The 22,273-nt window shown below is 64.2% G+C and carries 24 protein-coding genes, 1 tRNA gene and 1 riboswitch; of the genes, 12 read left to right on the top strand and 13 right to left on the bottom strand.

Going from position 1 to position 22,273, the window contains the following annotated elements:
• Positions 1 to 3: 3 nt before the first annotated feature.
• Positions 4 to 903, bottom strand: coding sequence for a hypothetical protein (locus KRR55_RS18910; RefSeq protein ID WP_217390871.1), 900 nt, complete (start codon positions 901 to 903; stop codon positions 4 to 6).
• Between the two features lie 257 nt (positions 904 to 1,160).
• Between KRR55_RS18910 and KRR55_RS18905 the strand changes: the two genes are divergently transcribed.
• The 3 genes from KRR55_RS18905 (at position 1,161) to KRR55_RS18895 (ending at position 4,365) form a co-directional block, all read left to right on the top strand.
• Positions 1,161 to 1,706, top strand: coding sequence for a peptidylprolyl isomerase (locus tag KRR55_RS18905; protein ID WP_217390870.1), 546 nt, complete (start codon positions 1,161 to 1,163; stop codon positions 1,704 to 1,706).
• A gap of 249 nt (positions 1,707 to 1,955) precedes the next feature.
• Positions 1,956 to 2,819 (top strand): rhomboid family intramembrane serine protease, encoded by an 864-nt coding sequence (locus tag KRR55_RS18900; RefSeq protein WP_217390869.1) that lies wholly within the window; start codon positions 1,956 to 1,958, stop codon positions 2,817 to 2,819.
• A 580-nt stretch (positions 2,820 to 3,399) separates the two neighbouring features.
• Positions 3,400 to 4,365 (top strand): GNAT family N-acetyltransferase, encoded by a 966-nt coding sequence (locus KRR55_RS18895; RefSeq protein WP_217390868.1) that lies wholly within the window; start codon positions 3,400 to 3,402, stop codon positions 4,363 to 4,365.
• A 40-nt stretch (positions 4,366 to 4,405) separates the two neighbouring features.
• Here KRR55_RS18895 and KRR55_RS18890 read toward each other — a convergent pair whose 3' ends face one another.
• Complete coding sequence (locus tag KRR55_RS18890; protein WP_217390867.1) at positions 4,406 to 5,023, bottom strand: LysE/ArgO family amino acid transporter; 618 nt, start codon at positions 5,021 to 5,023, stop codon at positions 4,406 to 4,408.
• 72 nt (positions 5,024 to 5,095) lie between these two features.
• On the opposite strand from KRR55_RS18890, the gene KRR55_RS18885 reads away from it, so the two are divergent.
• On the top strand, positions 5,096 to 6,004 hold the full coding sequence (locus tag KRR55_RS18885) for a LysR family transcriptional regulator ArgP (protein ID WP_217390866.1): 909 nt from the start codon (positions 5,096 to 5,098) through the stop codon (positions 6,002 to 6,004).
• 134 nt (positions 6,005 to 6,138) lie between these two features.
• Here KRR55_RS18885 and KRR55_RS18880 read toward each other — a convergent pair whose 3' ends face one another.
• Entirely contained in the window at positions 6,139 to 6,648 is a 510-nt protein-coding gene (locus KRR55_RS18880) for a DUF3817 domain-containing protein (protein WP_217390865.1), read from the bottom strand.
• A 74-nt stretch (positions 6,649 to 6,722) separates the two neighbouring features.
• Positions 6,723 to 6,785: riboswitch (guanidine-III (ykkC-III) riboswitch) on the top strand.
• A gap of 19 nt (positions 6,786 to 6,804) precedes the next feature.
• Between KRR55_RS18880 and KRR55_RS18875 the strand changes: the two genes are divergently transcribed.
• The gene (locus tag KRR55_RS18875) at positions 6,805 to 6,987 is read left to right on the top strand and encodes a hypothetical protein (RefSeq protein ID WP_217390864.1); all 183 of its coding nucleotides are present in this window, start codon (positions 6,805 to 6,807) and stop codon (positions 6,985 to 6,987) included.
• Here the strand turns inward: KRR55_RS18875 and KRR55_RS18870 are convergent.
• Complete coding sequence (locus KRR55_RS18870; protein ID WP_217390863.1) at positions 6,984 to 7,235, bottom strand: cell division protein CrgA; 252 nt, start codon at positions 7,233 to 7,235, stop codon at positions 6,984 to 6,986. The two genes, KRR55_RS18875 and KRR55_RS18870, sit on opposite strands and share 4 nt — an antisense overlap.
• Before the next feature lie 181 nt (positions 7,236 to 7,416).
• On the opposite strand from KRR55_RS18870, the gene KRR55_RS18865 reads away from it, so the two are divergent.
• Genes KRR55_RS18865 through KRR55_RS18855 form a run of 3 tightly spaced genes read left to right on the top strand, consistent with a single transcriptional unit; the run spans position 7,417 to position 8,998 of the window.
• Positions 7,417 to 8,178 (top strand): class E sortase, encoded by a 762-nt coding sequence (locus KRR55_RS18865; protein WP_217390862.1) that lies wholly within the window; start codon positions 7,417 to 7,419, stop codon positions 8,176 to 8,178.
• An 11-nt stretch (positions 8,179 to 8,189) separates the two neighbouring features.
• A complete protein-coding gene (locus tag KRR55_RS18860) occupies positions 8,190 to 8,357 on the top strand; it encodes a hypothetical protein (protein ID WP_217390861.1) in 168 nt (55 codons plus the stop codon).
• Positions 8,354 to 8,998, top strand: a complete 645-nt coding sequence (locus KRR55_RS18855) for an anthranilate synthase component II (protein WP_217390860.1) — start codon at positions 8,354 to 8,356, stop codon at positions 8,996 to 8,998. Before KRR55_RS18860 ends, KRR55_RS18855 begins: the two co-directional genes overlap by 4 nt.
• Positions 8,999 to 9,081: 83 nt before the next feature.
• On the opposite strand, the gene pknB is transcribed toward KRR55_RS18855, so the two are convergent.
• Genes pknB through KRR55_RS18820 form a run of 7 tightly spaced genes read right to left on the bottom strand, consistent with a single transcriptional unit; the run spans position 9,082 to position 18,267 of the window.
• Positions 9,082 to 11,058, bottom strand: coding sequence for a Stk1 family PASTA domain-containing Ser/Thr kinase (pknB, locus tag KRR55_RS18850; RefSeq protein WP_217390859.1), 1,977 nt, complete (start codon positions 11,056 to 11,058; stop codon positions 9,082 to 9,084).
• Positions 11,059 to 11,075: 17 nt separating this feature from the next.
• Positions 11,076 to 12,773 (bottom strand): protein kinase domain-containing protein, encoded by a 1,698-nt coding sequence (locus KRR55_RS18845; RefSeq protein ID WP_217390858.1) that lies wholly within the window; start codon positions 12,771 to 12,773, stop codon positions 11,076 to 11,078.
• Entirely contained in the window at positions 12,770 to 14,218 is a 1,449-nt protein-coding gene (locus KRR55_RS18840) for a peptidoglycan D,D-transpeptidase FtsI family protein (RefSeq protein ID WP_217390857.1), read from the bottom strand. Before KRR55_RS18840 ends, KRR55_RS18845 begins: the two co-directional genes overlap by 4 nt.
• The gene (locus KRR55_RS18835) at positions 14,215 to 15,621 is read right to left on the bottom strand and encodes an FtsW/RodA/SpoVE family cell cycle protein (protein ID WP_217390856.1); all 1,407 of its coding nucleotides are present in this window, start codon (positions 15,619 to 15,621) and stop codon (positions 14,215 to 14,217) included. The genes KRR55_RS18840 and KRR55_RS18835 overlap by 4 nt, the downstream gene beginning before the upstream one ends.
• A complete protein-coding gene (locus KRR55_RS18830) occupies positions 15,618 to 17,039 on the bottom strand; it encodes a PP2C family protein-serine/threonine phosphatase (RefSeq protein ID WP_217390855.1) in 1,422 nt (473 codons plus the stop codon). The genes KRR55_RS18835 and KRR55_RS18830 overlap by 4 nt, the downstream gene beginning before the upstream one ends.
• Positions 17,040 to 17,041: 2 nt before the next feature.
• A complete protein-coding gene (locus KRR55_RS18825) occupies positions 17,042 to 17,524 on the bottom strand; it encodes an FHA domain-containing protein FhaB/FipA (protein ID WP_217390854.1) in 483 nt (160 codons plus the stop codon).
• Positions 17,521 to 18,267, bottom strand: coding sequence for an FhaA domain-containing protein (locus KRR55_RS18820; protein ID WP_217390853.1), 747 nt, complete (start codon positions 18,265 to 18,267; stop codon positions 17,521 to 17,523). Before KRR55_RS18820 ends, KRR55_RS18825 begins: the two co-directional genes overlap by 4 nt.
• 284 nt (positions 18,268 to 18,551) lie before the next feature.
• Between KRR55_RS18820 and KRR55_RS18815 the strand changes: the two genes are divergently transcribed.
• Positions 18,552 to 18,635: transfer RNA gene (locus tag KRR55_RS18815), tRNA-Leu, on the top strand.
• A gap of 147 nt (positions 18,636 to 18,782) precedes the next feature.
• On the opposite strand, the gene aqpZ is transcribed toward KRR55_RS18815, so the two are convergent.
• A complete protein-coding gene (gene aqpZ / locus KRR55_RS18810) occupies positions 18,783 to 19,601 on the bottom strand; it encodes an aquaporin Z (protein ID WP_217390852.1) in 819 nt (272 codons plus the stop codon).
• Between the two features lie 265 nt (positions 19,602 to 19,866).
• Between aqpZ and KRR55_RS18805 the strand changes: the two genes are divergently transcribed.
• On the top strand, positions 19,867 to 20,565 hold the full coding sequence (locus KRR55_RS18805; protein ID WP_217390851.1) for a dienelactone hydrolase family protein: 699 nt from the start codon (positions 19,867 to 19,869) through the stop codon (positions 20,563 to 20,565).
• Positions 20,566 to 20,625: 60 nt separating this feature from the next.
• Positions 20,626 to 21,057, top strand: coding sequence for a universal stress protein (locus tag KRR55_RS18800; RefSeq protein WP_217390850.1), 432 nt, complete (start codon positions 20,626 to 20,628; stop codon positions 21,055 to 21,057).
• A 27-nt stretch (positions 21,058 to 21,084) separates the two neighbouring features.
• On the opposite strand, the gene KRR55_RS18795 is transcribed toward KRR55_RS18800, so the two are convergent.
• Positions 21,085 to 21,471, bottom strand: coding sequence for a DUF5997 family protein (locus KRR55_RS18795; RefSeq protein WP_254456401.1), 387 nt, complete (start codon positions 21,469 to 21,471; stop codon positions 21,085 to 21,087).
• Positions 21,472 to 21,500: 29 nt separating this feature from the next.
• Between KRR55_RS18795 and KRR55_RS18790 the strand changes: the two genes are divergently transcribed.
• A complete protein-coding gene (locus KRR55_RS18790) occupies positions 21,501 to 22,253 on the top strand; it encodes a substrate-binding domain-containing protein (protein ID WP_217390849.1) in 753 nt (250 codons plus the stop codon).
• Positions 22,254 to 22,273 lie beyond the last annotated feature (20 nt).

Below are 22,273 nucleotides of genomic sequence, written 5' to 3'. Positions count from 1 at the left end.
ACACTACTTCTTGGTGCGGGGACCCGGCTTCGGCGCGGTGTCTGCATCGTTGGCCTCGGCGACCTTGGATTCGCTCGTGTCGACGGCCTCCTCGGCCTTGTGCTTGGCGGTGGTGGCTGCCTCCGAGATTTCCTCAGCGGTTTCGGAGAGCTTCTCCTTGGTGTCGGCGACCGCTTCCTTGGCTGCTACTGAGGTGTTCTCCTTGGCCTCGGCCGCGGACGAGGCCACCTCGTCGCGAACCTCCTCCACGCTTGCCGGAACCTCCACCGGGCCACTGGCGCGCACTGTGGTCGGTTCCACCGGTGCCGGGGTCTTCCACGGGTCATCGATGGGCTTTGACGCGCGCCATGCGGCTACGGCCGCGGCTCCCGCGGCAGCAATGACCGCAACGACGAGCCAGCCCTTTTTCTTCTTCGCGGGCTTCTGCACCTTTTCAATCTCCTTGCTGACGGTTTCGGCGGCGGCACTTGCCGTGCCCTGGAGACGCTGAACGGTTTCAGCACTCGGGGTGAGTTTGTCGGCGACCTGGTGCAGTGCCTCGGAAGACTTGGCCTGTTCGAGCTTGCGGGTCGTGAACTCGGCCGCCTGGCCGATCTTTTCGTTGGCGGTCGGCAGGTATTCATTCAGCACGACATCGCGCGCGTGGCTAAGCGCGGGGGCTGCCTTCCCGAGTGCCTCGTTCAGGGCCGGGGTGGCACGATCGACGGCCTTCTGAACACGGGGGGTCGCTTCGTCGATGGCCGCGGAGATGCGGGGGCCCACCCGCTCAAGGGATTCCTGGATCATCGGGCTGACCTTGGCGACGGTCTCGGACAGTTCGTGGGCAGCCCAGTTCAGACCCTCTTGGATCCTCGGGGATGCGGTCTCGATGCCCTTTTCTATGCGCGGAACGGCCCACTTCACGGCCGTGTCCACCTTTGGCGCTGCCCAATCCATTGCCTGTTCGGCGCCAGTGGCAACACTTTCACCAAAGTCTCGAGCAATACGTTCTGACTTCACAGTGAACCCCTTTGATCGTTTCGTAAGCTTCGTCCTAGCCTACGACCTACGCTCGGCTTACAGCCATTACCTGCCCGGCATATAAACAATCGATTATCCGTGTTCACTGAGCGCGTAGCCATTCGCAGCGGCGGTCCAAGCGCGCATGGAAGAATGACTTCATGACTGCAATCCCTACGCATACAGCCACCATCCACACCAACTTGGGCGACATCGTCGTGAACCTTTTCGGCAACCACGCCCCCAAGACCGTGAAAAACTTCGTCGGGCTTGCCACCGGTGAACAGACCTGGACCGATCCGCGCAGCGGCGAGGAGAAGACCAACACCCCGTTGTACAACGGCACGATCTTCCACCGCATCATCTCCGACTTCATGATCCAGGGCGGGGACCCGCTGGGCCAGGGCACCGGCGGCCCGGGCTACCGCTTCGACGACGAGATCAACCCCGAGCTTGATTTCCGCGAGCCGTACAAGCTGGCCATGGCCAACGCCGGCATCCAGATGGGCCAGGGCACCAACGGTTCCCAGTTCTTCATCACCTCGATCCCGACCACTTGGCTGCAGGGCAAGCACACCATCTTCGGTGACGTCACCGACGAGGCTTCGCGCAAGCTCGTTGACCAGCTGAACGTCGTTCCGACCGACGGCCGCGACAAGCCACTGGAAGACGTCGTCATCAGCAGCATCGACATCGCCGCCGTCTAGTCACGTGAATTCGGCGCGCTTCACGCGCCGTTGACCGTGAAGGGCCCCGTCTGCCGCCTCGCACGTTTGTTTTTCACCTCGCCCTGCAAAGTGAAAGATGACGGCGGGACGTGTGGATGGGGCCTTTTGCATGGCCGGACAGGCCGTGCGCCCATGCAACGTTCCCGGCTCCAGCCCCTGGACCGCGGCACCCGAACCCCGTCCCGTGAAACGGGACAATGAACGTACTTACCCAGGAGCATCGATTCCATGTCCTATGGACTGTCCAACCCGAACCAGTCCGCCAAGGCCCCGGTGTGTCCGAGGCACCCCGACCGGATCTCATACGTCAGCTGCCAACGGTGCTCGCGCCCGGCGTGCCCCGAATGCCAGGTGACGGCGGCGGTCGGGACCCAATGCGTGGACTGCGTGCGCGAGGCCAACCGGCAGTTGCCGAGCACCCGGACGGTGTTTGGCGGCAGAACGACGGACGGCCGGCCCCTGGTGACGTACGTGCTGATCGCAATCAACGTGATCGTCTTCGGACTGCAGATGCTGCTGCCAAACGTCAGCACCTACGTGGTCTATGCGGGGCTCTACACCAGCCCATACCTGGAGCCCGAGCCGTGGCGCATGCTCACCTCGACCTTTGCCCACTCGACATCCTTCATCGGACACATCGCCTTTAACATGTACGCCCTGTATATCTGTGGGCGAGTGCTCGAACCAATGTTGGGACGGTTGCGCTTCCTGGCCCTGTATCTGGTCGCCGGGCTGGGTGGTTCCGTAGCGGTGCTCTTGATCGCCGATCCGCGGATTCCGGTCCTCGGCGCCTCCGGTGCGGTGTTCGGACTCTTTGCTGCGATGTTCGTGCTCCTGCGTTCACGCGGGGTGCAGACCATGCAGATCCTGGTCCTCATCGCGATCAACCTTGCCATTGGTTTCATCTTCCCGGGGATCGCCTGGGAAGCCCACGTGGGAGGGCTGGCGGTCGGCGCCGCCACCGCAGCCATCATGGCCTACGCGCCGAAGGGACCCCAGCAGGCCCTGATGCAGTGGGCGGGGACTGCACTGCTGGTCTTGCTGCTGGTGGCCTTGACTTTCTATGGGGCAGCCAACATTCGACTTGGATAGGAAAACGGACGCGGCTGCAGCAAAAGTTGTCCACACGGGTTATCCACACTGTTAATAACTCACAACCATGTAATTCACACGAGCCTGACCGGCCTTGGCGCCCGCGCTGACGCCGGTCAGGCTTTATTGTGGACAGTTTTTGGCACGTATTCACAACTTCATCCACACCTGTGGATAACTTAGTGCACAACCTGTGCAGTGTTTGGTCTCCGATTCGAAAACAGGACGAACCGCATTCTTCGAAAATATAACCTAATCCGCGGGAGCGCGCGGAAAATAGGGCGTCCGGAGGGGTGTGCGACCCCCGTTGTCCACACGCCTTATCCACAGTGTTAATAACTTACGCACATGTAATTCACACTGGAGAAAAGCGCGGAATGCCACGAATCCCGTGTGCTGCGAGGCGAAACCCACAGCCTTGTCCCCAGCTGTGGATAACTTTCGTGCACAGCTTGTTACTAAGTTTTGCCACCCTCCGACACTCGCATCCCTGTGAATGATCGGGCGAAAATGCAAAACTGGACCCTGTCCGCACCTTCGCACCAACCATGCTTCTTCACGTAGTCACCGGAGGCCCCAAATGCGCCGAGATTGGATCCATCCCGAGCAGGTAGCCGCGTGGGCCGGGCTGACGAACCGGCTGGCGGTCGTTGACGATACCGGGGAATTCTACGAAGTCGAGGATCTCGCTGAAGAGCTCGAAGAACCGGGCGTCGATCCCGAGCGAGATACCCTCGGGCTCTGGGACAACGAAACCATGATCGGTTTCGGCCAGCTTCGACTCGGTGAACAGTTGCGCGACGGCCGCGGGCGAGTTTCCATCGGCGGCGGCATCGCCCCCGAATACCGGCGGCTCGGCCATGGTTCGGCAATCATGGACACCCTGGAATCCCGGGCGGGGGCAAAGATGGCCGAACGCCATCCCGGCATCGACTTCACCATCGACATGTGGGGAAACGCGCCCGGGCACAGCGCGGGTGCCATGGCCCTGTCCAGGGGCTATGAGGCGGCCCGCTATTTCCAGGACATGTCGATGAAACCAGGCGAATTCAAGCCTCGGGGACGCCCTGCGGCCGGAGCCGAGGGCGCGCGGCTGGTTGCCTACTCCCCCGCCCTCTCCGAGCCGGTCAGGCTCCTGGACAACGAGGCATTCGCCGATCACTGGGGTTCTGCCCCGAAGAGCGTCGAGGAATGGGCGGCCATGACCGGCGCACGCTCCTTCCGGGGCGAATACTCCACGGTGCTCCTGGAAGACGGCACCGGCCCGGCATCCGCCCGGGTGCTCTGCTATGTCTTGGCCGCCGAATGGGTGCCCGGGGAGCTTTACATCTCCCGTGTGGGCACCGCGCGGGCAGCCCGCGGGCGCGGCTATGCGGCCTGGGCCCTCTCCGCGACCGTCCAGTCCGCATTCACCGCCGGATTCACCAAGGCGGACCTGGCGGTGGATGTACATAGCCCCACCCGCGCAGCGGGGCTCTACTCCCTTCTGGGCTTCGAGTTGGTCCGCCAGGGGACGGTGTACCGCAAGGCCGTTCGGGCGCAATGATCAGTTGGCGGGCGGCGCCATGACCCGACGTGGGGAATTGTCAGGCAAATAACGGCAACAACAGTGAAGCGGCGAGCAAGGCCATGAGCGACGCGATGACGGCATCGAGGATGCGCCAGGATCGGGGACTGGCAAAGAACCCGCGCAGGTAGCGTGCCCCGAATCCCAGGCCGATGAACCACAGGATGCTGGCAAGCGCCGCACCCGCTCCAAAAACCCAGCGCCCGGTGTCGCCTTGGGCCGCGGCGATGGAGCCGAGCAGGATCACGGTGTCCAGGTAGACGTGCGGGTTGAGCCACGTCAGGGCCAGCGCCGTGAGTGCCGCTGAGCGTCGCGGTGTCGGTGCCATGGCGGTGTTGGTTTCCATCCCCCGGGGGCTGAAGGCCCGACGGGCGGCAAAGAAGGCATAGACGAGCAGGAACGCGGCGCCACCGATCCGTGCAACGTCAATGAACCACGGGGCCACCGCCAGCAAGGCGCCAAGCCCGGCCACCCCGGCAAAGATCAGGACGGCGTCGGAGACCAGGCAAATCAGCACCGTGATGCCAACATGTTCCCTTCGGATGCCCTGGCGCAGGATAAACGCGTTTTGGGCGCCGATGGCAACAATCAACGACAGGCCAGTGGCCAGGCCGGAAACAAAAGGAAGGAACGTCACCAACCGAGATTAGGTGAACCAGCTAAGACGTGTCGAGCTAAAGATTATTAGGGTCCATTAGGATTTCTAACTATGGACTTTCCCGCGGAGCAGCTTCAGACATTCAAGGCCGTGATCGATGCCGGAACCCTGGAACGGGCGGCGCGGCAACTGAACGTCACCGCATCCGCCGTCAGCCAACGACTCAAGGCCCTGGAAAAACGGGCAGGTAGCGTGCTGTTCATTCGTTCCCGGCCGATTCGGACCACGGGCAGCGGGGAGGTGCTGCTGCGTTTGGCGCGCGAGATCCAGATGTTGTCCACGGAAGCGCAGCGGGAGCTTGGATTGGACGCGAGCGGCGGCCAGGGGTCCCGGCGCACGGATCTCAGCGTTGCCGTGAACGCCGATTCCCTGGCCAGCTGGTTCGCCCCGGTACTCGATGGGCTGGCCGCCCAGGACGTCATGAACTGCGAGATCCTGCGCCACGACCAGTCCCATTCCACCGAGTTGCTTCGATCGGGTCAGGTCATGGGAGCGGTGACGACGAAACGCACTCCCGTCCAGGGGTGTTCCTCGGTGTATTTGGGAACCATGCGCTACCGGGCCATGGCCGGTGCGGGTTTCGTGGACCGATGGCTGCCGGGTGCCGACCCGGAGACCGAATTCGGGCTCGCGCCCATGGTGAGTTTCGATCGGAGCGACGACCTGCAACGGGAGCTTCGCCGAAGGATAGTAGGCGCCCGGGTCCCGGAATCACCAGTGGAACATTTTGTGCCCGACTCAAGGGTCTACGTGGCGGCGGTGGCGGCTTCGCTGGGCTGGGGCATGATTCCCGAGATCCAAGACCCGGGGGACGGTTCGCTGGTGTGCATCAATCAAGGATGGACGAGCGAGGTCCGCCTCTACTGGCAGCGGTGGAAAGTGCCCTCCCAGGCACTGGACCTGCTGACGGGGATGGTCGTCGACGCGGCAGGGGCCGCGGGGCTGCGCCAGGATCGTTGAGGCTTCCGGCAGCAGGCCGTTCAACGTCAGGACCGGGGTTCAGCTAGGTTCCGCGGGCAAGCGGAGCGCCGTCGGTGCCGGGATCTGGCAGCGGGTTCTGACCGTCCCGGGGGCGATCGTACGTCGTCGCGGTTCTAGTTTCCTCCGCCGGGAGGGCCGATGAACAGAAGCACAGCGGTGATCGCCGCAACCAGTACCAGGCCTGCAATTGCCGCCAGCCAGGGGCGACGCAATGCCGTTGCCTGCAGCTTCTCGACGAGCCCCTGGGGGGCCTCCCCGCCCGGGGCCAGGCGCCAGGAATCACTGAGCAGCCCACGCCGCAACATTGCCCGCTCGAAGGGCAGGGTGGCGAAGGGAATGACCGCCGATGTCAGGCCCAGCACCCCGCGGGAAACACTCCAACGCTCATTGGCCCAGACAAACAGCGTCACCAGACCGTAGGCAATGAACACCACTCCGTGGACCATGCCGAAGATACGGACAAAGATCTCCGGTCCCACACCGTACTTGATGACCATGGCGATGATGAGCAGCGCCCACGTGACCATCTCGGCGGCCGCAAGAAAACCATACAGGCGCTTCGGCGAGAGCTTTGACTGGGTGGTGACGGAGGGGGACCCTCCGGCAAGACTGGGGCGAACCATGGGGTTTGGCATGCCTTTCTGGTCGTTGGTGTGAACGGCGTGTGCAGGCCGGGGAGACGGCCAGGGCGTGCGCATTTGAGCGCACCGGCGCCCCGGACGAGGGAGCCGTACCCGGACGGCGACAAGTCGGCCACGAAAGGAATCGGTGTTAGCTACATGTCGTGGATAGTCGTCTCTGGCCCTTCTGAGGCCACCTGGGCCATGGCCCTGGGAGTCGCGGAGGGATTCACCATGCTCTTTCCCACCGCGTTCTTTGGCGGCGAGACCATCAGCGTGACCAAGATCCTGCTGAGGGTCGGGCTGGTGGGCTACATCGTCGGCCCGGAGGCCGTGAGCTAGCGCCAGCCCGTGGTCATGAAGAAACCAACCATGGCCACGCCAAAGCCGATGACGATGTTCCAGCCGCCGATGTCCGGGATCGGGAGCAGGGTCTGGGAAATGTAGTAGACCATGATCCAGACCAGGCCGAAGATCATCAGGCCGAACATGACGGGCTTGTACCACTTGGGCAACGGCTTGTCGTAGGTCTGGGCGTTGCCGCCATCCTGTGGCTTGCGGTTTTTCCGACGTGTCTTGGATTCAGGCACTGCTGCTCCTCGAGTCTTCAGGCGCCGGCACGATCCAACGAGTACGTGTCCGAACGGTAGGCTGGTAAGTGGGTGTTGGCGGCAGGTTCTTCCCGCCAACACGCTTACATCCAATACTATCCGCTCAAACTGGACGCCGCCGGGTATCAGGGTGGTCCAAGTGACAGTGAGGGAAGTTCCCATGACACGATCCGCATTGCGGACGAGGGCCAAGGCCACGCCGGGCCAGCGCCTTTTGGGCGGAATCGGCGAAATCCTTATCACGCTGGGAATCGTCCTGCTGCTCTTCGTCGGCTGGGAATTGTGGTGGACCAACATCGATGCCGGTCGCACCCAATCCCAGGTGACTTCCCAATTTGTCCAGGACCTCAACATGGGCAGTCCCGGAGCCTCGAACGCGCAAGGGGAAGCGGATGAGGATTTCGGCACGGCCCCGATCACTACGATCCCGGATGGGGAAACCTTCGGGATCTTCTACATCCCGCGTTTCGGAAAGGACTTCGCCCACCCGGTCACCAACGGCGTCGGGATGGATGTGCTGAACTCGGTGGGCATTGGCCACTATCCAGACACCCAGGAGCCGGGCGAACCAGGAAACTTTGCCGTTGCGGCCCACCGGCAGACTCATGGCCAGGTGTTTTGGAACATCGACAAGTTCCAGGACGGGGACAAGGTCTACCTGCAGACGCGCAAGGGTTTCTACACCTATGAGTGGCGCGACACCGAGATCGTGCACCCCTCGCAGAGCGAGGTGCTGCTGCCAGTTCCCCATCAGCCGGGCGCCGAGCCGTCGGCCTCCATGCTGACCATGACCAGTTGCCATCCGCCCTTCACCACACGAATGCGCATCATCGCGTACGCCGAACTGGAGTCGTGGCGGCCGGCCGATGCAGGTCCGCCGCAGGAAATCGCCGACCTGGTGACAAGGACGATGGAAAACTAGGAACACCACACATGTATGCATGGATCTTCTCCAAACTCCCCGGGCCGTTGTGGTTCCGCGTCATCCTGGCGGCGCTGCTGATAGCGAGCGCCGTATTATTGCTCATGACCTATGTCTTCCCGTGGCTGAGCCAGTACAGCCCGTGGACCGAATCAACGATTGGCTTGATGCTGCTGTGAGCACCCCCAAGATCCTGGTGATCGACAACTACGACAGTTTCGTCTACACCCTGGTCGGTTACCTGCAAGAGCTGGGAGCCGAAACCACCGTGATCCGCAACGACGACCTGTCCCTGGCCGAGGTCATCGAACTGGCCGAGGCCCGCGACGGAGTCCTGGTATCCCCCGGCCCCGGCACGCCCGCCGAAGCAGGGGTCTGCATCGAGACGATCAAGTGGTGCGGCGTGCACGCCAAGCCCATGCTCGGGGTTTGCCTCGGACACCAGGCCCTGGCCGAGGCCTACGGAGGTGTCGTCACGCACGCGCAGGAGCTCATGCACGGCAAGACCTCCCCGGTTCTCCACACCGGGCACCCGATCTTCGCGCACATCCCCAGCCCGTTCACCGCCACCCGCTACCACTCGCTGGCGGCGGTGCGCTCGAGCATTCCCGATTCCCTGGAGATCACCGCCGAGACGGAGAACGGCGTGATCATGGGACTGGCACACCGCGACGCCCCGCTGTGGGGCGTGCAGTTCCACCCCGAATCGGTTCTCACGGAAGGTGGATACCAAATGCTTGGCAACTGGCTCGAATCCCTGGGCCTGGCCGGCGCCGCCGAGCATGCGGCAACGCTGAGCCCGCTAATCCGCGAGGCATAACCCGATCCAACGCCGAGGGGCCCTGAATCCTCAGATTCAGGGCCCCTCGGCGTTTCCGCCACATAGCGGTGGCAGCAGCCTGACTACGGGCTTGGCACCGGCAACACCGGTAGCGGAAGGGCAGGATCCTTGCCCTTCCCCGACTTTTCTGTCGGCGCCGGGGAAGTGGGGGTGCCGGAGGATTCCTTCGGGGCACTGGGGCCTTCCGAGGCGGTGTCAGTCGGTGTCGGCGTCGGGGAGGGTTCCTCGGGCTTCACGGCAACCGTGACCCTGACGGTGCCGCCCTGCGGGGTGGTGGAACCGGGCACGGGATCCTGGTTGATGATCGTTCCTGGTTCAACCGCGGCATTCGGTTCCTCAACGGTGGTGATTCCCAGACCAACCTCGGGATCCTCGAGAAGCTCCGTGGCTTCGGGAACCATCAGGTTGACCAGCTGTGGAACACTGACCATCCCGGTCGACAGAACCAGATCGATCTTGGTGCCGACCTTGACCTTCTTGCCAAGCTTTGGTTCCGTGTCCACCAGCCAGTCCGTGGGAACCGACGGATGGTTGGCGCGGGAGACCGTGCCAATCTCGAATCCCAGGTCGGTCAGGACCTGACGTGCCCCTGCCTCTGACTGACCGGAGAGGCTCTCCGGCAGGACCCGTGCCTCCGGCCCCTTGGAGACCATGAGCCGCACCGTGGTGCCCTTGCGGACCTCCCTGGGAGCAGCCGGATCGGATTCAACGACCAAGCCGGTTTTGATCTCGTCGTCGAAAACCGTTTCGACCTTCGGTACCAGTTGCAGCTCCCGAAGCGTCGACTCTGCCTTGGCTTGGGTCATTTCCTGGAGAACGGGGACGGCAACGGGGGCGTTGCGTTCTGCCTCGGCGCGCATCCAGTTGTAGAAGAAGAGGCCCGAAACCACCAAGGCGAGGACCAGAACCGTCGAAATCGCCACGGTCCAGTTGCGCTTGGATTTCGCGCGGTGCTCATTGAGCTCACGTTGCAGGTTTTGTTCCCAGATCGGTGGCGTTTCCCAACGGGAATCCTCGGCGACAGGTTCCAGGTATCCGGTCTGGTTGACCGGAACCGATGCGGCGCTGTCGGGGGTCGACGTGGATATGGCTGCCGTGGGCGCCGCCGCAAACGGGGCGACCGCGGTCAGGTCCCCGTTGTTTGCCCGGGATTGCGGCAGCGGAGCGGTGAGCTCCTCCGGGGGCAGGGCGATCCCGCCGCGGGCATTGGAGAGCGCCGTCGCGAATGCCGTGGCGTCGGCGTAGCGGTCCTCGCGGTCCTTGGCCAGCGCCTTGAGCACCACAGCATCAAAGATCGGGTCAAGCTCCGCAACCAGCGTGCTCGGGGCCGGGGCGTACTCCCCCACATGCTGGTAGGCGACGGATACGGGAGAGTCCCCCGTGAAGGGAGGCCTTCCGGTGAACAGTTCGTAGAGCAGGCATCCGGTGGAATACAGGTCGGTGCGGGCATCGACGGCCTCGCCGCGGGCCTGCTCCGGCGAAAGGTACTGTGCGGTGCCAACGACGGTCTGCGTCTGGGTCATGGTGCTGGCCGAATCGGCCAGGGCCCGGGCAATGCCGAAGTCCATGACCTTGAGGTTGCCGCGCTCGGTGACCATGATGTTGGCCGGCTTGATGTCGCGGTGCACGATTCCCATGGAATGCGAGTGCGCCAGGGCCTCGAGCACGCCGAGGACGTACTTGATGGCCAAGTCGTTGGTCATCTCTCCGGACTTGATGAGGTCGCGCAAGGTGCGTCCGCGGACATACTCCATCACGATGAAGGGCAGTTCGACGGTTGAACCGGAGAATTCCTGTTCCTCCTCGCCGGTGTCGAAGACCGAGACGATGTTGGGGTGGTTCAGCCCGGCCACCGCCTTGGCCTCGCGTCGAAAACGGGCCTGCACCATGGGGTCGCGCGCCATCTCGGCACGCAAGAGCTTGATGGCTACCTTGCGCCCCAAGACCTGGTCGACGCCCAGGTGCACGTCGGCCATCCCGCCGCGTCCAATGAGCTCACCGACGACGTAGCGGCCGTTGAGAATCCGTTCCTCGGTCACTGTGAAAACACCATCATCTATTCGGTCACCGTGGGCGAACCGGTTGCGCCGGCGGCCGCCGACGATGACGTGGTCTCGGTTGTAGGCGTGGTGCTCTCCGTGGGCGGTGTCGGTGATTCGCTTGGAGTTTCCGTCGGGGTCGGAGTCGGGGTGGGTGTCGGCTCCGCCGGGCCCAGCGAGAGGATGTAGGTGACAGTCGTTCCCGGAGTCACCTTGGCGCCGTCAACGGGGCTCTGGGCAATCACGGTCCCCGCAGCCAGCGAGTTTTCCTGTGCCTGGCCCTCGCGCGGCTCCAGGCCAAGGGCCTCGAGTTCCGAAATTGCCTGTTCCTCGTCCATGCCCAGCAAACCGGGGACCGCCACCGTGGTGACGGGGGGCGTGCTCGAGCGCGTGGGTGTCGGTGTCGGTGTAGGGGTGGGTGTTTCGGACGGCGTCTCGGACGGTGTTTCCGAGGTCGGTTCGCTGCTCTGGGTCGTGGCGGTGGTGGGGCTCTGGCTGGTTTCCGGCGAGTTGTCGGCGGTGAGCAGGGGGAACAGCCAGGCGCCGAGGATCGCAAGTACCACCAAGGCGATCAGCGCTATCAGCGGCGCGGTCCATGGGTTGCGCTTCTTCTGCGGGGTGCGTCGGTCGGCGACCTCGGTCTCATATTCGTCAACAGGTTCGTCCTCCCAGCGCTGTGAGGCTCCCATGAACGAATCGGAGTCCGCGCTGTCGGTGCCCTGTGCGGGCACCTGCGGCAGCGCGTTGGTGGCCGGGGCTGCGGCCGTCGGGCCGACAGGAGGGAGCGCAACGGTCTCGTTGCCCCGGGTCACCGGGGTGTGGTTGATGGCCTGCGTGGCGGCATCGGAACCCGAAAAGAGCAGCATCCCGGGCACGGCGAGCGTAGCCGTCTCCGGGTTCCCGGCGCGGATGGCGTCGGCGGCCACGGCCAGGGCCTCGGCGTCGGCCGGACGGTCGGCCGGGTCCTTGGCGAGCATCGACATCACCAGCGAGCGGACCGGCACCGGGATGTTTTCCGGCAGCGGCGGCGGGGTGTCGTTGACCTGGGCCAGGGCAATGGCGATTTGGGACTCGCCGGTGAACGGGCGGCGTCCGGCCAGCAACTCGTAGCCGATCACGCCGAGGGCATAGATGTCCGAGCTGCCCGTGGCCTGCTGCCCGGTGGCCTGCTCCGGGGCCAGGTACTGGGCGGTTCCCATGACCTGGCCGGTGGCCGTGAGGGGAACCTGGTCGGCAATGCGGGCAATGCCGAAGTCGGTGATCTTCACGCGGCCGTCGGGCAGCATCAGCAAGTTGCCCGGCTTCACGTCGCGGTGCACCAAGCCCTGAACGTGGGCGGCGGCAAGCGCCTTGGCGGTCTGCGAGATGATCGACAGGGTGCGGTCGGGCGAAAGCACCCGTTCGCGCTCGATGATGGTGGACAGCGGCTGACCGGGCACCAATTCCATGACCAGGTAGGCAGAGCCCTCTTCCTCGCCGTAGTCGAAGACGCTAGCGATGCCGTTGTGGTTCAGCAGGGCCGTGTGGCGGGCCTCGACGCGGAAGCGCTGGAGGAATCCGGGGTCGCCGGTGTATTCCTCCTTGAGGATCTTGATAGCCACCAGGCGGCCAAGGACCTGATCCCTGGCCCTCCACACCTCACCCATGCCACCAATGGCAATACGGTCGGTCAACTTGTATCGACCGCCCAAGGTGATACCGGAAATTGGCCTCACTGGTTGAACACCGCCTCTAGAATCTTCTTCAGGTTGGGACTGGTCAACGAGGAACCAGTCTTGAAATCAATTTTTTCAAACACAATTGTCACCGCGACCTGCGGGTCGTCCGCCGGTGCGAACCCGGTGATCCAGGAGTTCACGAGGCCCTGGCCGCCGGGGATTACCGAGGTTCCGGTCTTCGCCGCAACGTCCAGTCCCGGGACCTGGGCCCGGACCGCCGTGCCGTTCTTGACCGGGCCGCGCATCAGGTCGGTGACCTGGTCGGCGACCTCCTTGCTGGTCGCGGTGCTGAATTCCTTGGGTTTGCTTTCCGAAAGCACCCTCAGGTCCGGGGCAATGACCTGCTTGACCAGGTTCGGCTGCATGATCACCCCGTCGTTGGCGATGCCCATGGCGGCCATGTTCATCTGCATGGCAGTGGCGCGCACGTCGCGCTCGCCAATCACCGACTGGCCGAGCGCGGCCGGGTCGAGATCCGGGGGGAAGACGCTGGGCACCACGCGCATCGGGATCTCCAGCTGCTGGCCGAAGCCGAAGCGCTCGGTGACGTCCTCGAATGGTCCCCTGCCCAGGTCCTCGCTGATGCCCACGAAGGGGGTGTTGCAGCTTTGGGACACGATGTCCGCGAATGTTGCCTCGGGGATCGCCGCGCAGTTGCCGCCGTAGAAGTTCTTCAGCGGCGTCTTGGTTCCCGGAAGGGTCACGCTCGGGGGATTCTTCAGGACCGTGTCGGCGGTGTACTTCCCGGATTCCAGGGCGGCAACCATGTCGAAGATCTTGAAGGTGGACCCGGGGGCCGTGAGGTTGCCGATGGCCGGGTTCCGGTAGGGGCTCAGCCCGTTGACCTTCAACAACTCCTTCATGTTGGCCGCGGCCTGGCTGGAGCTGTGCACCGCCAGCTTGTTGGTGTCGTAGCTGGGCTTGGACGCCATGGCCAGGATGTTTCCGGTCTTGGGCTCGGACACGATGATGGTCCCGAGGGTTCCGTCGGGGATCAGGTCGTAGACCAGCTTCTGCAGCTCGCCGTCGATGGTGAGCTCGACCGAGGCGCCCTCGTTGGCCTTGCCGGAGAACAGGTTGATCACGCGGTCGAAGAACTGGTCCTGGCTCTGGCCGGTCAATTCCTCGTTCATCTCGGATTCGAGCTGAGTCGAACCATTGGACAGCGAGTAGAAGCCGGTCAGGTGCGAATAAAGCTCGGGATCGGTGTAGACGCGCTGGTACTTGAACTGCCCCTCCGAAGGCTTGGACTCGGCAATGGGCTTGCCGTCGACCAAGATGGCGCCGCGCGGAAGATCGAATTCACGGAACAGCTGGCGCTTGTTCAGCGCGTTGTCGTTCAGGTCCTCCGAGGCCAGGAACTGGACGTAGCTCAGCGCGCCGAGGCTGAGCACGAACAGCAGCATCACGGCGATCCAGGTGTTGCGAATGGCTTGGTTCATCGCTTGGTCTCCTTCAGCGACTCAAGGAGGCCCCGGGAACGGCGGGGAGCCTTGGTGGCCACCTCCGCCGTGGCCGAGACGCCGGAGAGCATGGGACGGCGTGAATTGTGCGAAATCAGCAGCAGCAAGGCAACAATGATCCAGTTCGAGAGCAGGGAGGAACCGCCGGCGGCCATGAACGGCGTGGTGAGTCCCGTCAAAGGGATCAGGCGCGTGACGCCGCCGATCACCACGAAGCACTGCAGCCCGATGGTGAAGGACAGCCCGGTGGCCAGCAGCTTGCCAAAGGTGTCGCGCGATCCCAGGGCGGCACGCATGCCGCGACTGACCAGGATCAGGTAGAGCAGCACGATGGCACTCAGGCCGATGAGCCCAAGTTCCTCCCCGAGGGAGGCGACGATCATGTCGCTGTTGGCCAGGGGCACCATGTAGGGGCTGCCGTTACCCAGGCCGGTTCCCATCAACCCGCCGTTGGCGAGACCGAAGAGCCCTTCGACGATCTGCCGGCTGCCGCCGCTGGCGTGGTAGATATCGGGGTCGAAGGCGTTGAGCCAGCCGTCGATGCGCCGGGTTACGTGGCTCATGGTCAGGTAGGCGAAGATGCCACCGCCGACCAGCATCAGGGTGCCGATGACGATCCAGCTCACGCGTGCCGTGGCGACGTAGATCATCACCATGAACAAGCCGAAGAAGAGGATGGAGGAGCCTAGGTCGCGCTGGACTACCAACACGCCGATGCTCACCAGCCAGGCGACGACCATCGGGCCAAGGTCCCGGGCGCGGGGCAGCTGCAAGGGGCCGATCTTGCGGCCGGCCAACAGGATCAGTTCGCGGTTCGAGGACAAATAGCCGGCGAAGAATATAGCCAGGGTGATCTTGGCCAGCTCGCCTGGCTGGAATGACAGGCCAAAGAAATGCACCCAGATCCGGGCACCGTTCAGCACCACGCCGACCTTGGGAATCAGCGGCAGCAGCAGCAGCAATACCGAGACCGCCAGCGCAATGTAGGTGAAGCGGCGCAGCACGCGGTGGTCGCGGATGGCCCACAGCGTTACGCAGGCCACGGCCATCGCAACCCCGGTCCAGAGGATCTGGCGGAATGCCTGGTCGTCGTTGCGGGCCAGGTCAATACGATGGATCATGGCCAGGCCGATGCCGTTGAGGGCAACGGTGACGGGAAGTATCACCGGATCGGCATACTTTGCCCAGATGCGCAGGATGACGTGGAAGACCAAGGCCAGCCCGGCCAGGAACAGGCCCTGGGTGATGAATTCCTGACTCGGCCCGTCATCGCTGTTGATGCCCACGAGGTAGTAGGCGCCCATGGCAACCGCCAATGCCAGCAGGAGCAACAGCAGTTCCATGTTGCGGCGGGGGACGGGTGCGGTTTCCAGCTCGCTCACGGTCTGATCTCCTGGCAGTAAGGGGGCAGGATCGGCAGGGTCCCGGCCTCGCCTGGGTTTTCCGGAACGACAACGGGGCAGCGTTGCTTGGCCGTCACCATCAGCTCTCCGATCATCGTCTGGGCATGTGCGAGGTCCCGTGCCGGCAGGGCGGCGTCAATGCGCTGTTGCGTGTACTGGGGGAGGGCATCCAGGGGAATCTCGGTCACCGTGTCGACATGCGAGAGCTTCAGCGGACCGAGGTCCTGTGAAACGCCCTTGAAGATTGCCACGTGCCCATCCTGGTTGCCCACGAAATACTGGGTTTGCGTCCACAGGTAGCCCCAGCCGCAGACCGCGGCAAGGATCAATGCCATGAGCGCCAGGAAGGTCGGCACGAGCCAGCGCCGGGGCCTGCGGTCCAGGGCCGCGAATTCGTCCTGTTCCGCCGATGCCTGCGCGGCGGGAGTCTTGTGCGTGAGGATCGCCGCGGCGCGCTTTTCGCCCGAGCGCTGGGTGACGACCGGGATCTTGCCGGTCTGGGTGGCCAATTCGGCCGCTCCAACCAACAGGTGCGGACGCTTGGACATCTCGTGGCGGATCAGGGCAGCGCTGGCTTCAAGGTCTCCACCGGCGGCAATGTTGAGCTGGCCGGTGTCCGGTGCCGGCTCGTTGGCCGGGGTCTCGGTCTCGGCCGGCAGCGGCTCGGCGGCGCCGTCGTCCTCGACGACCTCAAAGACGACGATGGTCACGTTGTCCGGGGACCCGTGGGCCAACGTCGTTTCGACGAGGTCCTCAACCGTCTCCTCGAGGGAGGCGGTGCCGCGCATGATGCGTTCGGTGATTGAATCGGGCACCACGGCGTTTAGGCCGTCGGAACACAGCATCCAGCGCTCCCCGGCCTCGACCGGGTATTGGTTGACATCGAGTTCCGGGCTCGCGTCCGAATCGCCCAGCACGCGCAGCAGCACGTTCTTGTGGGGGTGCAGCTCCGCTTCCTCGGGACGCAGGCGGCCCTCGTCGACCAGACGCTGGACGAATGTATGGTCGTGGCTGATCTGCTCGAACACGTCGTTCTTCAGGCGGTACGCCCGCGAGTCGCCGATGTGCGCGAATTGCAGCACGTCGCCGGTCAACAGCATGGCGGTGACGGTGGTGCCCATTCCCGAGAGCTTGGGATTGGCATTCACCAGTTCGTTTAGGACAAGGTTTGCCGCCTGGATTTCATCGGGCAGCACCGTTTCGGCCTCGGGTGTCTCGGGGACATCCAGGTGGACGAGGTCCAGCACGGTGGAGGCGCTGGCGACATCGCCGCCGACGTGCCCGCCCATGCCGTCGGCCACCACGGCCAGGTAGCGTCCCACATAGGCGGAGTCGTCATTCTTGGACCGGACCTTGCCAACATCGCTCCGCGCCGCAAACTTCAGCATCAACGCCATGTCTAGGGCCTCAACTCCATGACCGTCTTGCCGATCCGGATCTTCTGGCCGAGTTCAACCGGCTGGGCGCGGGTGAGCTGGGCTTCACCCAGGAACGTGCCGTTGGTCGACCCCAGATCCTCGATGAACCAACGGGTTCCCTGGGGGAACAGGCGTGCATGGCGGCCGGAGGCGTAGTCGTCCTCGAGCACGATCGACGCCTCCTGGGCGCGGCCCAACAGGACCGGGCTGGCCGTGAGCTGGTGTTCGAGGCCGGTCAGCGGTCCCTCCAGGATTGCCAGCGTCTTGGCCTGCTGCTTGGCGGGGGCCTCGGGCGGCGAGGCCAGCGAGGGGTCCTTGCGGATTTCCCGGGCGGACGGGCCGCCGACACGTGCCCTGCTGCCGATGGCAAGATCGCGCCGAAGCGCGCCCACGATGCTCAAGACGAGCAGCCAGAGCAAAATGAGAAATCCGAGCCGCAGCACGGTGAACACTAGGTCGTTCACGCACGGTCTCCTTGCGATTGGGGGAGGAGTCTGAAGATGATGCGCGTTTGCCCCATGGCGATGTTGGAGCCGTCGTGCAGCTCCGTTTCGCCGACGATTTTCTGGCCATTGACGAAACTCCCGTTGGTGGAGCCCATGTCAACTGCCCACGTCGTCGTGCCACGCTGCTCGATCTTCAGGTGCCGGCGTGAAACGCCGGGATCCTCAATGGGAATGTCGGTTTCCGCCGAACGTCCCAAGACAATGTTGGGATGGTTCAAGGCGTAGCGCTGGCCGGCGATGTCGAGCACTGGCCGCATCTTGGATGCCCCGCGCGGAGGGGTGGGCGGCGCCGGCGGTGCGGCGGGGGAATTGCGCACCTCGGTGGCCGAGGCCTCCGAGAAGGTGGCATCGATCTCAAAGCCACCCGGCCGGAGCTCACTGTCCTTGCGAAAATTCACCTCGACGGAGCCCTGCAGGGTGTAGCCCTGGCTCTTGGCGTGGTCCAGGGCGGTCGTGCAGAGTTCCCTGGCGAGCGGGGCGCCCCATTCCCGAGCCCTGGCGAAATCGGCGTCCGCCAGGCGGATCGTGAAGAGGTTCGGCGCCAGGGTTCGGGCCTGGGAAATGGTCAGCGACTTCGCATCCATCTGGTTGCGCAGGCGTGAAGCGATCTCCACGGGCTTGACCTCGGAACTGCCGGAGCCGCGGAAGACGCTGGTGACAAGCTTTTCAAGTCCGCGCTCAACATTGTCGATGAGGCCCATCGCTTCGCTCCCTTCACTGGTTCTAACGCGTGTGGTTGCACGGTTATTGGCATTGCGTCGCAGAGCGTTGATGCCTTGCGCCTTGTTCGATACTACTTGGCTTGAAAATCATGTGGGTCGAAATGTGGTGAAAGCGGCCCTCAGTTCCCCAACGAATGGACGGTGCCAATGGTTGCCCCAACGTGGCCCTGATCACAAAGATGCCGTGGATTAGTGGATCCGGGCAACCTGTGTATATGATTGATCTCGCTGTTGAAGTCATCGACGAAAACAGCAGTGAATATGCGCGAATGGCGGAATTGGTAGACGCGCTGGCTTCAGGTGCCAGTGCTCGCAAGGGCGTGGGGGTTCAAGTCCCCCTTCGCGCACATATGGGAAACACCCCCGGTCCTTGGACCGGGGGTGTTTTGTTTGCTGCGGCCAGTGGTTGACGGCCCCGGTTCCGGGCGCCGGCCGGCGTGCGCGCCCGGCCGGTACCCGTTGCGCGGCGTCAGTGGACGGTGAATGCCAGGAATCTATCTGGCGTCGCTGTCCGCATTGGCCTCGGCCGCGGTGGCGTCCTCCGAAAGAGTGGGATCCGGATCATCGGTCGAGGACTTCAATGCGGATTCAATCAGCGGCGAGGCGAACAGCAAGGGATAGGTAAGTCCCGCAATGGCCGCGCCAATCAGCGGGGCGACGATGAACAGCCAGACCTGGCCGAGTGCGTCCGGTCCGGCAAACCAGGCCACACCCAGCGAGCGGGCCGGGTTGACGGAGGTGTTGGTGATCGGGATGGACACCAGGTGGATCAGGGTCAGTGTGAGGCCGATGGATATTCCGGCAAATCCCTTGGGTGCCCGCTCATCGGTGGAGCCGAGAATGACATAGAGGAACACCGCAGTCAGGATGATTTCCACGAGCAGGGCGGCAAGCATGCTGTAGCCGTCGGGGGAGCGGTCCGCATATCCGTTGGTGGCGAAGCCGGAGGCGACCGGATCAAAGCCGTGTTTCCCGGTGGCGATGGCAAAGAGTGCCAAACCTGCGACCGAGGCTCCAACGATCTGCGTGGCCATGTACGCGGGCACGGCCTTCCACTCAACCCGACCGGCCAATGCGGCGCCCAGGGTCACCGCCGGGTTGAAATGCCCGCCGGAGATGTGGCCGACCGCATAGACCATGACCAGAACCGTCAGGCCGAAGGCGAGGGCCACTCCGAGGAATCCGATCCCCATGTTAATGGTGTTGGATGCGACAACCTTGGCCGAGAATATGGCGGCGCCACACCCTCCAAAAACAAGTACGCCGGTACCGAGAAACTCGGCTGCCAAACGCGATGACATGGGATGGGACATCGTTTGCTCCAAACTTGAAAGTGCACGGTTTTGTCACCCCACCGTATGCCGCCCAGGGCCCCGAGGTCACTACCCCCGGCGAAAATTCATCATTTGAAAGGGGAAATTCATCGCCAATACACGGTTCCGGTTCCGGCGGGGAGGCACCGATGTGAGGAAACTACCGGCGATTCACGGCGAGGCGCCCGATACCGGTGCATAGACTGGGAGACGTTCAAGCTTTTTCATCGCCACCAAGACATGCAGAGCAGGAGCAGCCGGTCCCATGCCTTCCCAGACAGCGCGCCAGAACGTTTCGTTTCCCTCCGAGGGGCAGACCGCTCACGGATACCTCGCCTTGCCCGAGGGCGGCAGGGGCCCGGGCATCATCGTCATCCAGGAATGGTGGGGATTGACCGACCACATCCGCGACGTGGCCGACCGTCTGGCGGCGGAGGGCTTTGTTGCCCTGGCACCCGACCTCTACGGTGGCTCGGTCGCCCACGGCGGCGCGGAGGCCGCGGAAATGATGGCGAAGCTGCCCGAGGAGCTCGGGGCGAGGCTGCTTGCAGGTGCCGTCGACTACCTGCTGGACCTCGAGGCCGTCACCGGCTCCGCCCTCGGAACGATCGGGTTCTGCATGGGCGGCGGATTTGTGCTGGCGCTTGCCGCGCAGCAGGGGGAGAAGATCTCCGCAGCCGTTCCCTTCTACGGGGTCGGCCAGGGCGTACCGCGAAGCTATGCGGGGGTACGGGCCAAGATCCAGGGACACTACGCCAACGACGACTCTTCCTACCCCGTGGCGAAGGCGCATGCCCAGGAGGCGCAGATCCGCGCCGAATCCGGGTCCGAGGTCGTGTTCCACTATTACGACGCCCCGCACGCCTTCCACAACGACGAGAACCCGTCGGGCAACTACCGGCCCGAGGCCGCGCGCCTGGCGTGGGATCGGGCAGTTGACTTCCTCCGGCAGAATATTTCCTAGACAGTTTTCCCACCCAACCCCGGCCGCCGCAGGTGGCCACACCAAAAGGAGCGTCAGAACATGGCAGAAACCATCATCGTCGGTGTTGACGGCAGCGAAACCGCACAGCGGGCCGCCGAACGCGCGGCACGCATCGCCACCAGCATGGATGCGGAACTGGTTGTCGTGACCGCCCACACCTCGGACAACACCGAGGTCGTGAAGATCGGCACCGACACCTGGATCCTTGACGACGCGGAGCAGGCAGGAAAGGTCGCCGAGCAGTGCGCGGCCGGGCTGCGCATCACCGAGCCGAGCGCCAAGATCACCGCAAGCGCCGCGCACGGCAAGCCGCAGGAAGTGCTCGTCGCCGAGGCCGAGCGCCTGAACGCCACCCTGATCGTGGTTGGCAACGTCGGCATGAAGGGCCTGGGCCGCGTGCTTGGCTCCGTGGCCACCTCCGTGGCACACGCAGCCCCGTGCGATGTCTACATCGTCAAGACCGTGAAGTAAGACCCCACGGCCCTGATTCGTTTCTGATTAGCTGCGGTCGCCTTCGGCGGCCGCAGCATCACGGACACGCTTTTCCTCGGCGCGCACCGCGGCGAGCGAGGCGCGCTCATCCTGCAGCCACTGCGGGCGATCGGCCAGCAAGGCCTCGATTTCCGCGGTGGTCAGCGCCTCGGTGATTTCCGCCCGGGCCAGGCCGGAAATCGACACGTTCAATTTGTGCGCCACGACCGGGCGCGGATGCGGGCCGTTGGCCCGCAATTCCTCAAGCCACGCGGGCGGGTTCGCCAGCATTTCGTCGAGCTCGGCCCGGGACACCGGACCCTCCTGGAACTCGGCCGGAGCTGCGGGCAGGTAGATGCCCAATTTCTTTGCGGCAGTCGCCGGCTTCATGTTCTGTGGGGTTTTCTCGCTCATGTGAACAAGCGTACCGGTACGCTGGGGTGGTGACAGGACTAAAAATCGCCTATGTACCGGGTGTCACGCCCGGCAAATGGCTGAGCCGGTGGAACGAACGCTATCCACAAAACCCCTTGCTGGCCCTGCGCTACGACGGCGGGGAGATCCTGGCGCGCCTGCTGAGCGGCGAATCGGACATCGTCTTCGTCCGCTTTGCCGCAGGAACCTCGCCCAAGACCCCCGCGATCCACGTGATTCCGCTCTATGAGGAGCAACAGGTCGTCTGTGCGCCCAAGGACCACGACATCGAGCTCCACGACGGGGCGGTGCCGCTGGCCGAGCTCAAGGACGAAAACTTCCTGGACCTTGCCGACTACCCCGAATCCGTCGGCGGCACCGCAATGGCCATGGAGGTGTGCTCCTCCGGGGCCGGCCTGCTGGTGCTCCCGCTGGGCGTGGCGCGACTGCACGGCCGCAAGGACGTCGTGCACCGGGAACTGTCCGGGGTCCCGGAAACCGCCATCGGCATCGCCTGGCTGGCCCCGGAGGGCGACGACCCCACGGACCCGTTGATCGAGGAATTCATCGGCGTGGTCCGCGGCCGCGGGGAGAACTCCTCCCGGCAGGCATCGGTGGCGCAGAAGCAGCAGGAGCAGGCCGTCGAAGCGCGCAAGAAGCGCCAGATCGCCGACACCGCCGCGGCCAAGAACGCCAAGGAAGCCAAGAAGAAGTCCGCCCGCTCGGGCCGTCCCGGCGCCAAGCGCGGGACCAAGCCGGCCTCCCGGGGGCGCAAGCGCTAACCCGGCTCCCGGCTGCGCGC

Origin of the sequence: Paeniglutamicibacter quisquiliarum, assembly GCF_019084045.1 — a bacterium.
In the GTDB taxonomy this organism is placed as follows: Bacteria; Actinomycetota; Actinomycetes; order Actinomycetales; family Micrococcaceae; genus Paeniglutamicibacter; species Paeniglutamicibacter quisquiliarum.
Note: the sequence above shows the minus strand (reverse complement) of the source record. Positions and strands in the feature narration are given on the sequence as shown.